Genomic DNA, 12,504 nt, shown 5'->3' on the forward strand with positions numbered 1-12,504 from the left:
CGCGCCAGGTCGGGGTGGAGGTCGCGGTCAGTATCCGGATCCGGGCCATCCGGTCGCTTATGGCCGAGTACACCCTCGACTCGGCCGAAGCGGGCCGGTGCTCGTAGTCACGTACGAGCCTGCGGTGCAGCATCATGATCCCGTTCACCTGCTCCACTGGTCTGGGAGTCCAGTACGCAGGCGGATGGTTCCCGGTTGCGGCCCTCGGCCTCGCGGAGGAGACGCCGCAGCAGCCCGGTGAGCTGCTCGAAGATTCCGTCTTGCTGCCACTTGGTGAAGTAGCCGTAGACCGTGGCCCACGGGGCGAAGTCGTGGGGCAAGGAGCGCCAAGGGGTCCCGGTGCGGTCCACGTACAGGATCGCGTTCATGATCTGCCGCAGGTTGTGTTCGGGCGAGCGGCCGATGTGCAGGGCGTCACGGCGGCGCCGGGTCCGCCAGGCGGTGAGGGTGGGTTCGATCAGCTCCCAGCGCTCGTCGGACAGATCGCTGGGGTAGCCGTTGCGCGGGGTCATGTTTTCGATGTACCGCGCGGCGAGCGGCCCGGCCAGGGGGGGCAAAGGTCGAGGAGCATGGTCGAGTTGGGATGAGACAGGAGGTGCCGGAACGAAACATCCCTCTTCCGGCACACTGCAATCCAGTTGCCCACCGGCCCCTCCCACCTCACCACGCCAGGGCCACCAAATCGCAACGCATCGGCGTGAAACAGTGCCAAACACTCAGTTACCGGCAGGAGCCTCGGTTCGAACTTGCCCTCGCCTGGGAGCGACCGTGGTGTTGGGCCGTCGCTGCGATCTGTCGCGGGTTGTGGAGAACTTCTGGAGGGGCGTGAGGGGCCGGAAGCCCTGCCGGAACCGCCCGAACGTGCCTACCCGGATCGCCGCGGCGCGCAAGGCCGTTCACGAACTGGAGGAGTGTCTCGCGCACCGCAGCGCGCCCTATTCGACCGGCGCCGAGTAGACTGCGGTCCCCATGCCGGGGCACACGTAATTCGACAGCTGTGTAGAAGCTTCGGGTCGACGAGAGGCAGGCAGGCATGGAGATCTCCGGCATTTTCACCGCGATCGTCATCGGCATTGTGATCGGCGTGTTGGGCCGCCTGGTCATCCCTGGCCGACAGCGCATCGGTATCTGGTGGACGATCCTGGTCGGTATCGCCGCCGCACTCATCGGCACGGGCATTGCCGGTGTCTTTGATGTTGCCGACACCAAGGGCATCGACTGGATCGAGCTGGCCATCCAGATCGGCCTCGCCGCCCTCGGTGTCGGGGGAGTGGAGCGCTTGAAGGGGCGTCGCTGAGCCCGAGGCAGTCGCTGAATCCGGCGGCGTCTTGCTCCATGTCGCCGGATGCGTCGCGCCGCTGATTCTGCTGGCGGGCCGGTCCTTGCACCGCACGATGTGGACCGCATAGGAGTCGGCGGACGACCCGCCGCCCAGCCGTCCGGAACGGGCGACGCGCTCCCCGGAACAGCGTCAGCAGAGGCACGCTCAGGGCCGCGACGTGGCTGATGTGTTCATGGCGTGCCCCCGATCCGGGGGTGAGTGTGGCGGGTCAGGCGGCCGGTGGCACGCGAACGGCTGCGCTGCCGTCCGCGTCCGCGATCGAAGACCTCACTCGCGTTCGATTCGGCCCGCGTCGGCGTCCACCGCAAGGGTGGCACCACGCGTGTACCCGACGGACGAGGGCATCGGGGGCAGCACGGCAGGGACACGGAACCCGCTGCAGCTTCGCCGTAACCCCGGGATGCGCCCCGGACATTCCGCCGATGCAGGAAGGAACGCGCATGCACCTTGAGAGTCAGTACCGACCGTCGGCCGCGCTGGAAGCCATGACGCTCTTGCGCGGTGCCCTGCAAAACGGATACGCCCCTGCCTCTGAGGCCCAACTAGGTCAGGCCGTCCATCGCTTGAGGCAGCAGCTGGGCGAAGACGCCGCAGCCCGCTGCGCTTTGCTGTGGGCGATGACCCATGCCGCGGAACTGAGCGTGGGTGTAGCGGCGAAGGCCTACGACCTGGCCCCCGACGCCGTACTGGATCACCTGACCCTCGGCCTGCAGCGTGTGGACCACATGAGATGACAGGCCCGCGCGACTCTGCCCCGAGCGCTGGGGAGTGCCGGTCACCTGGTGAACAACCGACCAGGGGCCTGCACGAGGAAGTCGACCCGGACTCGAGCACCGGGCGGCGCGCGCAGCCGGGAAGTTGAGGTGGGCACGAGCACGCGGGTGGCGACTTCCGCAAGGCGAAGTGCTGGTGGGGGAGTCCACGCCGTCCTCGTCGGCGGGAGGTCTGCTGGCAATCTGTGCCTGCCTGCCTGCCTGCCTGCCTGCCGAAGCTCCCGCCTCCCGCTCCCCCCTCGCTCCCCGGCGGAGCGGATCAGCTTTTAGGTCGCGCCTGCTCCGGTGGGACGGTCGCAGCGAGGGCGTACAGATCGGCGAAGGCTTGGAGGAGGTGTGCGTCCAAGCTCTGCGAGGGGTCGTCGATCCAGGCTTGGGCGGCGTGGTGGAAGGTGGCCCAGCCGGTCTGTGCGGCCAGGCTTGCCAGCCGGTCGGGGATATCGCGCTGACGTAGCGCCTCCGCCAGGGCTTCGGTGAGGGCTGCGGCCTTGGCCAAGTCACGTTCTCGGAGGGCTGGCGTCTTGGCGATGAGCGCCAGTCGCGGCTCGGAGAGCGGGCGGTTGTCCTCAAGGATCCGTCCGGCTTTCCGGAAGGCGCACAGCAGAATGCCCAGTGGCTGCAGGCCACCACGACAGCCTGCGCCGCGGCGCAGAGGCCGCTGACGGCGTCCTGCACATGGCCTACGGCGGGGACTTCTCCGACCTCGACGACATGACGAGGCGCGACCGGACCGCGATCGAGGCTCTCGGCCAGCCGTTGGAACACTCGGGCAAGCCGCTCGTCATCACCTCGGGCACGCTGGTCATGCCCGCCGGCCGGGAGACCACCGAGAACGACGAACCCGACGCGACCGGGATCGCCGCCTTCCGCATCGCGAGCGAGCCTGTCTGGACTTCGCCGCCCGGGGAGTACGCGCGAGCGTGGCCCGTCTCGCTCCTACTGTCCACGGCCCCGAAGACCACGGCTTCATCCCCATGCTCATCGCCACCGCACGAAAGACCGGCGTCTCGGCCTACGTCGGCGACGGCACCAACCGGTGGCCCGCAGTGCACCGGCTCGACGCCGCGGTCCTGTTCCGCCTGGCACTGGAGAAGGCTCCTGCGGGCAGCGTGCTGCACGGAGCAGCCGAGAGGGGCGTCACCATTCCGGGACGGTGGGCATGCGTCCATCCCGCCCGGTCGTCGTGGCGGGGGCGCTGCAACCCCCGCAGGTAAGATCCACTTCTGCTGATCGGCTTGCCTGCCTTGCCCGTTGCCGCCGCCTGCCGGATATCCCCTGACCGCCTCACAAAGGCAGCGAGGACGACTCCGTTTCCGTCGTCGCGGCTTCCGTCTCCGCTTCTGTGGGGCCGTCGTCACCGGTCTGCTGTCGCGTCATGAAGTACCGCCCGGAGCGCGGTGGGAGCGGTAGACCAGCGAGGCGGCGGTGAGGTCGGCGACGGCGCTGCCGACCGCCTTGAACACGGTGATCTCCTCCTGCGAGGTCCGGCCGGGGTGGCCGCCCGCGCACAGTTCGGGCAGGGTGGCCGCGAGGTCGTCCGGGCTGAGGAGACCGGCCTCGATGGGCTGGGTGAGATCCCCGGATTCGTTCACGGCCTGTGGTGTGTCGATGAAGAGGGTGCCGCGCCGGATGCATGCGTCGTCGGACTCCCGCATGGTGGGCCGGAAGCTGCCGATGAGGTCGAGGTGTGCGCCAGGGGTGAGCCACTCGCCCTGGATGACGGGTTCGGTGGCGAGGGTGGCGCACGTGATGATGTCGGCTTCCGCCGTGGCGGACGCCAGATCGGTGACGAGGCGCGCGTCCAGCCCCTGGTCCCGGAGCGTGTCGACCGCGCGCCGGGCGTTGGCGGTGGTCCGAGCGTGGACGAGCACGGTACGGAGGTCGAAGACGCTGCGGTAGGCCTCGACCGCGAGACTGCCCACGTGCCCGACCCCGACGACGAGCAGGGTGGCGCTCTCCGGGCGGGCGAGGTACGAGGCGGCGAGTACCGAGGTGCCGATGGTGCGTCGGCGGGTCAGTTCGTTGCCGTCGATCACGGCCAGGTGCTCGCCGGTGACCGCGCTGGCCAGGACGTACGCCGATGACAGGGCCGGTTTTCCCCGGGCCGCGTTCGCGGGGAAGACGTTGACGAGCTTCACGCCGACGAACTCGCCGCGCGACCAGGCGGGCATGAGCAGCAGCGTGGCGTCGGCGTCGGGGTCGACGGTGTGGTGGTGGCGGTCGGGGCTGTGGGCGCCGCGCACGAATCCCTCGCGGAGCGCGGGCAGGAGTTCGCCGAAAGGCAGGGCCTTGATGGTCTGTTCAGCGTCGAGTTGCAGCACGGTTCTCTCTCGGTCGGTATCGGCGGGTCGTGGACGGGGGCCTTGGCGGGGCGTCGGGGGTCGGGGGGTCGGTCAGGAGTCGAGGGTCACGTCGGACACGGGCATAGCCTGGCAGGTCAGGCACTGGTCGTCGGCCAAGCCATCGGGTGTGGTGACGAGATGGGCGACCTGGCCCTCCAGTACGGTGACGGTGCAGCTCTCGCACTGGCCCAGACGGCAGCCGCCGGGAAGCGGAATGCCCTCCCGCTCCGCCAGTTGAAGCAGCGTGCCGTCCTCCTTGCGCCATGTGAGCTGACGGTTGGAACGGGAGAAACCGACGGTGGCCCGCGCGTTGTCGGGGATGGCGGCGGCGTGCACGGGGACGGGGGAGTAGCCGTGCTCCGCGAGTCGCTCCGAGTACATCTCCACGCGCCGGGTGGGCGTCGCGAACCCGGTGACCCGGCCCTCCTCCGAGAGCTGGGCGTACTTGCGGTGGACCGTGGTGAGAGGGACCCGGATGCCGCCGGAGTTCCTCGGCCGTGAGCCCCAGGGGTGCCAACTGGTGGTTCCAGCCGGCCTCGACGTCGCCGTCGAAGAAGTCGGCGCCCATACCCAGCCGTTGGGCGAGGTCGAAGACGATCTCGGTGTCGGAACGGGACTGGCCCACCGGGTCCACCATGCGCGGACGCAGCTGGACGTGCTCCTGCGCCCGCTCGCTGATCTCGAATCCCGCCTTGACCGCCTCGCGTTCCCAGGGACTGTTGACGGGCAGCACGATGTCCGCGAACTGGGAGGTGGGGTTGGAGAACAGATCGGGATGAACGTAGAAATCCAGGCTCCGCAAGGCCTCGGCCGTCCGGCGCGGATCCGGCTGCGAGAGCACGATGAGGCTTCGCGGCCCCAACCTGGGCCGTATGAACCCCGATGGTGGCTCGCGGTGGCTGGATTGGAGGTGGACCGCGATCTGGGCGGTCTGCTGGTGTGGCTCCGCGTGGTGAGGCACGGCTCGTAACGCCGGTATCCACCTGATCATGACGGGTGACAGGCAGTTCCTCGGTACGGGCCCTGAAAGCGATGCACATGGCGTAGCCGTCGACAGTATTGTCGACGGCTACGTACCCGGCGTGTGGTGTTCCGTTGCCTGCTTGGCTTTGGGCACACGGCCCAGCGTCGGCCGTAGGAGGGGTGTTTGGCGGGCGAGGAAGTCCCAGAGCTGGTCGGCGATGGGCCCGTGCGGTCGGTCGCGCCGACGAGCTGCCGAGAGTTCCTCGACCACACCGGGGAAGTGGCGTCCGGCGATGGGAAGCAGCCTCCCGTCACGCAACTCGGTCTCGATCATGAACCGCGGAACGTGTCCCCACGCCATGCCGTGCAAGATCAGTTCCTTCTTCATGAGGTGGTCCGGAACGGAGCTCCGGGGCGCGCCGTCGACCAGGAAATGACCTTGTTCGGAGGGATGCCGCGCCGAATCCCGGACCACGCATTGAGTGAACGTCTGCATCCGCTGCGGTGTGATCTCCGTGTCCGGAGGAAAGGGCAGGAATCCGGGCGCCACGACGGGCACCAGCGCGACGCGGCCGAGGTCGATCCACTCCATCCGCACGTCGCTTTTGGGGACGCGGTGCACGATGAGGTCGGCTTCGTCCTCCAGCAGTCGCTCCCAGGGGCCGGTGACCGACTCGAACTGCAGGTGCAGGCGTGTCTGCGGGCGCTGCGCGAAGAAGCGGCTGAGCATCTCCAGTACTGGTGGAAGTGGGCACAGGTCCCCGAGCACCACGCGCAGTTCGGCCTCTTCGCCCATCGCCAACTGTGAGGCGTAGGTCTGTAGTTCCTCGGCCTCGTGCAGCAAGAAGCGCACCTTGCGGTGAAAGGCGCGCCCCGCCTCGGTGAGCTGAACCCGATAGCCCGAGCGATCCAGCAGGTCCAGGCCCAGCCGGCGCTCCAGTTTGGCGACGGCTGCGAACACAGATGGGTGCGAGCGGTTCAGTCGCTCGGCGGCGGCTTGGAAACCGCCGTCGAGCACAACGGCGTTGAAGCACTGCAGTTCGTGGAGTGTGAAGTCCGACATCATTGTCCACGGAGCGTACAGAGTTCGTTCGATCTTTGTAATAGAACTCTGCCAGGTGGTGTTCATAGGCTGAGCGCATAGCCGCTAGAGCACTGGAGCTGACATGACCTCTCAGACCCACCCCACCATCACCACCGGCGATGGCGTCCGCATCGCCTATCGTTTCGACGGTGATGAGAACAAGCCGGTGCTGCTGCTCTCGAACTCCATAGGCACCGACCTCCACATGTGGGATGGCCAGGTGTCGGCGCTGACCGAGCGCTTCCGGCTGCTGCGCTACGACGCGCGCGGCCACGGCGCCTCCGATGTCCCCAGCGGCCCCTACTCCCTGGACCGGCTGGGGCGCGACGTGGTGGAGCTGCTGGATGCCCTGGGCCTGGAGCGGGTGCATGTGCTGGGCCTGTCTCTGGGCGGAATCGTCGCGCAGTGGATGGGGATCCACGTTCCGGAGCGTGTCGATCGCCTGGTGCTCTCCAACACCGCCGCCTCCCTCGGTCCGGCGAAGCAGTGGGATCAACCGATCGCCGAACTGTTGGAAGCCCCGGACATGCAGGTCACCGCGGAGCGGTTTCTGCACAACTGGTTCCCGGCCCGCATGCTGGAAGGCGACGACGAGGTCGTCGAGGGCTTTCGCCACACCCTGCTCGCCACGCGGCGCGAGGGCGTGGCCGGGAGCTGGGCCGCGGTGCGCGACTACGACATGCGCCGCACGGCCACGCTCATCCACAACCCCACACTGGTGATCGCGGGCGAGTACGACACCGTCACATCCGCCGAGCACGGCAAGGAGCTCGCCGCGATCGTCCCCGGCGCGCGGTTCACCCTCCTGCCCACGGTGCACATGGCTAACGTGGAAGGGCAGGCGGAGTTCCTGGACGCTGTGGTGGCCTTCCTCACCGAACAGTCCTGACGGCTGCTGCGTCCTGTCTGCACGCTCCCTTCCCGCTGCCCGTCCCGACCCACAGGCCCACACCTGGGGGGCTTTCAGCCAACACGTCGACTCTCAGCCACACCGCAGAACATAGGACAACCCTTCCTCCAGTGGGCGTGTCACACCTAGCAGGAAGAAATGCTTGAAGTGACACAAGGGGGAGATATGCGACTTAAGCGTGCCATGCTGTCCGTAGCTGGGGTGACTGCGCTGGCGGCCGGCTCCACAGTGGCCCTGACCTCACCAGCATCTGCGGCGGCGAACACCACCCCGCAGAAGGTTTGCGGAAGCAGCTACAAGACTGTCAACTCCGCACAGGTGGGTTCGCTGGGTACCGTCTACCTGACGTACAACGCCTCCAACGGCCGCAACTGCGTGGCCACCATCCGCAGCTCTCCCGGAAATGCCGTGGACACGGCGACGTGGATCTACGTCAGCGACACCGACCAGGGAGCGTCTGACTCCGGCAACTACACGTCCTACGCCGGGCCGGCCACCGTCTACGGCAAGGGTCACTGCGTCGACTGGGGCGGCAACATCAAGAACGTTTACGTGTCCGTCTACGGCTCCAACTGTGCCGCACTGAAGGAGAAGCGGGTCACTTCCATCCGCTGAGGCTTTAGGCCGCCACGCCCACTACGCATGACGGCGCAGTGCCGGGCGGCGAGGGGCTGAGGAAATCGGTCAGGCATGAACGGGAGCTCCTCGTTGAGTGCAACGGCGTGCTCCCTTTCGTGTGTCCCCTCGCCTGTCCCAGACGCCCGCGAAGAAGGGCGACCCGCCCGTGTACGCGGGCCAAGCAGGGGCGAAGACGAATGCTGCCCCGGCCCTCACCAGGTCATGGTCGAGGGACTCGGCTGCGGAAAGTGGACGGCGAAGGCCAAGCTGACCGTTCTCGCACCGACCCCCAAGTCGGTGAAAGGCAAGGCCATCTCAAAGACCGGCGTGAACGCACGCCGGCAGCCGGCGCGGTTCCTGCCTGCAAGTGACCGAACCGTCCGTTTGAACTCACCGCCTGCCGTGCTGGCGCCGGGCGCACGCGCCGGGGCCCGGACCACAGACCGGTTGGGCGCGCGGAGGTTCAGTCGTGGGGGACTTCCTCGACTACGGTTTCCGCGAAGCGCCATGAGCCCCGGTTTCCTGAGGCCTCTGCGCGCAGGCCGGATTCCCAGGCGATGCGGGCGGCCTGGTGATGGGAGAGGTCGGGGTAGTCCTCGGGGTGCACCTTGATGTAGCCGCGGCGGTCGGCGGGGTAAGTGTCCAGGGCTTGGCGGAGCCGCTGTTCCTGTGCGTGCTGTGGGGTGGAGTCGCGGGTGAAGGCCTTGTACGCCCTGCGCGTGCCGGTGGACGGCTCACCGGGGCCCCTGCGCTTCGCCGTCGCCGAGCCCCGCCAGGTCATCCAGCCGACGGAGCCGAGCGCGGCGAGGGCGAACGCGGATGATCCCAGGAGTTCGCCGGTGGCATCGGCCTGGCCCGGCGTGCGGGGGGCGAACTCGCCGTCGGGGTCCTCGATGACCGTGACCGTCTGACCGACGTCGTAGAGGTCGGATGCCGTCTTCATCTCGGGCCCGGACACCAAGGTGCCGTCCTGGCGCTGCAGCGTGTAGTGGTAGTCGCGGTTCTTGCGTCCCTGGCCCGGATCCCGTCGCTCCTTGGTGACCGTCGCCGAGACCTCCTCGCCCCGCTGCTGCAGTGTGAGGTCCTCACGGGCCATACCCGCGACGCCCACGGACATCACAGAGGCGCCCACGATGAACAGCGCCGCGTACGCACTGGCCTCACCTGCAGCACCCAGCCGCCGGATCAGCACGATGAGCAGCACTGCGTGCGCGATCCACAGGGGCACCTGGAGTCCGAGGCCGAAGTCGCCGGCGACGAGGTACATCCCGACGATCGCGGCGAGCGCGTAGCAGCCGACGGCGATCGCCGGCCACGTGCGGTGGCGCGCATAAGGCGCCCCCTCCGCGTGCTTCGTACGCTTCCCGCCTTCGCTCATGCCGCGACGCCCTCCTCGGTCGGTCCCTTTTCAGCCGGTCCGTCGTCGGTCGGCTCCTGCGCCGAGACGGACTTCATGATGCCGCCGAGCAGATCGAGGTACTCACTCCAGTGCTCCCTGTCCTGGGTCATGAAGAGGAACAGAGCCGAACCGGGGCCGGTGCTCAGGGGCACGCAGAACTGGACCTGCCGGATCGTCGTGGGGATGGGGTCGTCGAGGCCGAAGAGCACGCCGGGCAGCTCCAGCTCCTGGTCCCGGATGCAGAGGGCGGACGGGCCGTAGGGCAACATGATCAGGGCGACCTCGGCGTCCGGGTGCTGTTGGCGCCATTGGAGAGCCGTGCGCCTGGCCGAGCCCTGCCTGTCCTGGTCCCGGGGGCCGACGTCCGGTCTTTCGATGAGTACGGACAGCGTGCCCTGTGACAGCTCGCCGTCCGGCATGTGCAGGAGACAGGCCGACACATGCTCGGCGCCCGCCGCGATCGCGGTCTGCAGCGCGTACTCACCGGAGATGACGAGGCTGAACTTCTGCAGGGGGGTGGCGGCACCGGAGAAGAGCGGGTCGATGGCCTCCGCCATCCGCAGCATGCGCTCCTCGGGGTCCTCCAGCAGGTCGAACTGTGTGAAACCGAGTGGGAGGCGGAACCAGAGGTCGGGAACGTCCGTGGCGGGCCGGCCGTCCGCGGAGACGGCAGCCTCGTGCCGCGGGTCAGTGGTCGTCATCAGTCCGTCAACTCCCATGCGCCCAGGCCTATCGCACTGCCGATGGCGACGGCTCCGCCGAACTTGCCGCCGCCGGTTCCCGTCGCGACGTTCGCCACCCCCGTCCCCCAGGTCGCGGCGTCGTACTTGCCCGTGCTCGTCTCGTAGGCGTTGATCGCGGTCGGCGCCGTCCAGGCGAGCTGGGTGGCGGCCTGGACACCTTCCGTGGCGGTCAGCGCGGCGCCCCGGGAGACCCCGAGCTTCGCGGCAGCGGCCATGACGGGCTTGTCGATCACCTTGGCGACCGGGTCCGCCGCCTTCATCACGTTCTTCGCCGTGGTGCCCGCCGTCTTGATGCCGACCTTGGCGCCGGCGGCGACGCCACCGGCCCCACGCCCCGCCTTGAATCCGGCCATGACTCCCGCCTTCGCCGCGCCGACGCCGGGCACCATGCCCAGGGCATCACCGCCGAGCGTGAGCCAGTTACCGATCCGCTCACCGGTCGGTGGCCACAGGCCGTCCACGCCGTACGCCGACGCGTGCGCCAGGAGCGCCACCGCACTCAGGCCGATCGCCAGAGGTGCGAGCACCGGACAGAAGATGGCGATGACACCGATGACCGAGGCTGCCACGGTGATCCAGTCCGCGTGGCTTTGGATCCACTCGCCGATGTCGGCGAGTACGTCCGCCAGCTGGCCCGGCAGGTCCGCCAGTGCTTCTCCCAGGCTTTCCAACGCGTCCCCGAGCTTGTCCCACATGCCCGGCTCATTCGGGGCGATCTCCATTGCAGTCTTGAGGCGATCGGCTATGCCCTTGCCGTACTCCTGGTAGTTCTTCTTCAGCCTGCGGCCCTTGCGGCGGAGTTCGTCCAGTTCGAGATCCATGGAGTTCACGGCCCGATGTGCCTCTTGGACCTCTTCCTCGTGCTCCTTGGCGGCCTTGCCGTTCCCGCCGTTCCCGCCGTTCCCGCCGTTCCCGCCGCTCCCGCTGCCCTCGCGCTTTCCGGCGTCCTTCTTGCTGTCGGCGCGGTCGAGCTTGTCGGCCTTGGCGTGCGCATCGCTCAGCCGCTTGCTGATTATGGCCGCGTCGGCCTCCAGGTCGGCGGCGGCTTTCTGCTTGCGTTGCATGTGGTCGGCCCAGTCGGTCAGGGCGGAGGCGGCATCGCGGAACGAGTCGCGCGCTTCGTCCATCCTCGGGCGGAACTCGTCGTCGAACTTCTCCCGGAAGCTCTCCGCCGCCTTGCCCTTCCAGTCTCCGACTCCGGTTCCGTGCAGGACATGGCAGATCTCGGTGAGAGCCTTCGCCGTCTTGCCGACCTTGTCGGCCACGTCGTCCGCCACGGTGTGGTCACCGGGGCACGGCACAAATCCCAGGGCCGGGAAATCCTCGAGCAGTGCTTCAGCCATGGCTACTTGGCACTCCCCTTGGCGCCGGCCTTCCCGGGCGCTTCGGCGAGTTCGTCGTCCAGCTTCTCGAAGGACTCCTTGATTTTGAGGAGCGCCTCCGACGCCTTTCCGGAGAATTTCGTCAACTGCTTGATTCCGTACGACCACTCGTCGCCGAAGTCATCCATGCGCCGGGCGAGTTCCGGCACCCCCATCGCGTGTCCGCTGACGTTCTTCATGTCCCGGCCCGGCTGCTTCATCATGTGGGCGATGTGGTCGAGGTTGTGCCTCACCCGGTTCAGTACGGCGTAGTCGATCGACAAGTCACTCATCACGTTCCCCCGTTTGCACCTGCATGTATGCGCGCCGCTGTCACGTCGACTGCGTGGTCGACTGCGTGACCGAACGGCTTCCGCGCCTGCGAACGCCGTTCGGCAAGGACGGATCTGTTCGCCGTCGCCTCACGCGCAGCGGACTCGCGCCGACCGGCGGGCACACAATCGCCGCCACTCCGCCCGTTCGTCCCAGGCCGTGCCGTGCCGACACAGCCCACCAACCCGCGTATCCCTCACGCCCCGTGCGCGACTACGACACCGTTGTAGAACGAAGCTACCATCCCTCGACACTCAGGCGCCCAGGAGCGAGCTGCCGGGCTGCGCGCCAGGTCAGACACACCGTCAGGTTGATGGGGTCCGTACCGATGACGTGCGCCGCATCCCGGTGACCGACCCGGCCGGGCCGCAGGCTGGTCAGCTCGGACATCGCATCGGGGCGGGGGCTTGAGGCAGCGCCGGATGTCAGCGGGCCCGCCGCGCCCCGAGGACGAGGACCCCCTGTCGCGGGCAAGCCAGCTCTGCGCATGAAATCCCCGGGTCTCCGGTCCGGGCAAGCAGCGAGCAGGGGAGAGGGGGGGGGGGGGGGGGGGGGGGGGGGGGGGCCCCCCCCCCGCCCCTCCCCCCCCCCCCCCCCCGGGGTTTCCCCCCAACCCTCCCCCCCCCACCCACCCCC

13 protein-coding genes and 2 pseudogenes are annotated in these 12,504 nt (G+C 68.4%); 5 read left to right on the plus strand and 10 right to left on the minus strand.

Annotated elements, in window-relative coordinates:
- Positions 1–158 precede the first annotated feature (158 nt).
- Positions 159–512, minus strand: a pseudogene (locus ACZ5CR_RS26655) (transposase); the annotation flags it as partial.
- A gap of 521 nt (positions 513–1,033) precedes the next feature.
- Between ACZ5CR_RS26655 and ACZ5CR_RS26660 the strand changes: the two are divergent.
- Positions 1,034–1,297: a GlsB/YeaQ/YmgE family stress response membrane protein gene (locus tag ACZ5CR_RS26660; RefSeq protein ID WP_468861732.1), complete on the plus strand. Its 264-nt coding sequence runs from the start codon at positions 1,034–1,036 to the stop codon at positions 1,295–1,297.
- Between the two features lie 467 nt (positions 1,298–1,764).
- The gene (locus ACZ5CR_RS26665; protein ID WP_468861733.1) at positions 1,765–2,076 is read left to right on the plus strand and encodes a hypothetical protein; all 312 of its coding nucleotides are present in this window, start codon (positions 1,765–1,767) and stop codon (positions 2,074–2,076) included.
- A gap of 298 nt (positions 2,077–2,374) precedes the next feature.
- Here ACZ5CR_RS26665 and ACZ5CR_RS26670 read toward each other — a convergent pair whose 3' ends face one another.
- Positions 2,375–2,767: an acyl-CoA-like ligand-binding transcription factor gene (locus tag ACZ5CR_RS26670; RefSeq protein ID WP_468861770.1), complete on the minus strand. Its 393-nt coding sequence runs from the start codon at positions 2,765–2,767 to the stop codon at positions 2,375–2,377.
- Between the two features lie 268 nt (positions 2,768–3,035).
- Between ACZ5CR_RS26670 and ACZ5CR_RS26675 the strand changes: the two genes are divergently transcribed.
- Complete coding sequence (locus ACZ5CR_RS26675; RefSeq protein WP_468861735.1) at positions 3,036–3,329, plus strand: hypothetical protein; 294 nt, start codon at positions 3,036–3,038, stop codon at positions 3,327–3,329.
- 159 nt (positions 3,330–3,488) lie between these two features.
- Here ACZ5CR_RS26675 and lhpI read toward each other — a convergent pair whose 3' ends face one another.
- From lhpI to ACZ5CR_RS26695, 4 genes and pseudogenes are all read right to left on the minus strand, one after another.
- Positions 3,489–4,436 carry a bifunctional Delta(1)-pyrroline-2-carboxylate/Delta(1)-piperideine-2-carboxylate reductase gene (gene lhpI, locus ACZ5CR_RS26680; protein ID WP_468861738.1) on the minus strand — a complete coding sequence of 316 codons (948 nt, stop codon included), beginning with the start codon at positions 4,434–4,436 and terminating at the stop codon, positions 3,489–3,491.
- A 72-nt stretch (positions 4,437–4,508) separates the two neighbouring features.
- Positions 4,509–4,838: a 2Fe-2S iron-sulfur cluster-binding protein gene (locus tag ACZ5CR_RS26685; RefSeq protein WP_468861740.1), complete on the minus strand. Its 330-nt coding sequence runs from the start codon at positions 4,836–4,838 to the stop codon at positions 4,509–4,511.
- A 256-nt stretch (positions 4,839–5,094) separates the two neighbouring features.
- Positions 5,095–5,448: pseudogene (locus ACZ5CR_RS26690) on the minus strand (hypothetical protein); the annotation flags it as partial.
- A 78-nt stretch (positions 5,449–5,526) separates the two neighbouring features.
- Positions 5,527–6,549, minus strand: a complete 1,023-nt coding sequence (locus ACZ5CR_RS26695; RefSeq protein WP_468861742.1) for a LysR family transcriptional regulator — start codon at positions 6,547–6,549, stop codon at positions 5,527–5,529.
- A gap of 37 nt (positions 6,550–6,586) precedes the next feature.
- Between ACZ5CR_RS26695 and pcaD the strand changes: the two genes are divergently transcribed.
- Both pcaD and ACZ5CR_RS26705 read left to right on the plus strand, forming a co-directional pair.
- Positions 6,587–7,393 (plus strand): 3-oxoadipate enol-lactonase, encoded by an 807-nt coding sequence (pcaD, locus tag ACZ5CR_RS26700; protein ID WP_468861744.1) that lies wholly within the window; start codon positions 6,587–6,589, stop codon positions 7,391–7,393.
- Positions 7,394–7,579: 186 nt separating this feature from the next.
- Complete coding sequence (locus tag ACZ5CR_RS26705) at positions 7,580–8,029, plus strand: spore-associated protein (RefSeq protein ID WP_468861745.1); 450 nt, start codon at positions 7,580–7,582, stop codon at positions 8,027–8,029.
- Between the two features lie 466 nt (positions 8,030–8,495).
- Here ACZ5CR_RS26705 and ACZ5CR_RS26710 read toward each other — a convergent pair whose 3' ends face one another.
- Genes ACZ5CR_RS26710 through ACZ5CR_RS26725 form a run of 4 tightly spaced genes read right to left on the minus strand, consistent with a single transcriptional unit; the run spans position 8,496 to position 11,828 of the window.
- Positions 8,496–9,410 carry a DUF3592 domain-containing protein gene (locus tag ACZ5CR_RS26710; RefSeq protein ID WP_468861746.1) on the minus strand — a complete coding sequence of 305 codons (915 nt, stop codon included), beginning with the start codon at positions 9,408–9,410 and terminating at the stop codon, positions 8,496–8,498.
- Positions 9,407–10,132 (minus strand): hypothetical protein, encoded by a 726-nt coding sequence (locus ACZ5CR_RS26715; protein WP_468861748.1) that lies wholly within the window; start codon positions 10,130–10,132, stop codon positions 9,407–9,409. The genes ACZ5CR_RS26710 and ACZ5CR_RS26715 overlap by 4 nt, the downstream gene beginning before the upstream one ends.
- Entirely contained in the window at positions 10,132–11,517 is a 1,386-nt protein-coding gene (locus ACZ5CR_RS26720; RefSeq protein WP_468861750.1) for a WXG100 family type VII secretion target, read from the minus strand. Before ACZ5CR_RS26720 ends, ACZ5CR_RS26715 begins: the two co-directional genes overlap by 1 nt.
- A 2-nt stretch (positions 11,518–11,519) precedes the next feature.
- Positions 11,520–11,828, minus strand: a complete 309-nt coding sequence (locus ACZ5CR_RS26725) for a hypothetical protein (RefSeq protein ID WP_468861753.1) — start codon at positions 11,826–11,828, stop codon at positions 11,520–11,522.
- Positions 11,829–12,504: the final 676 nt, after the last annotated feature.

Source organism: Streptomyces sp. NPDC031274 (genome assembly GCF_055570235.1).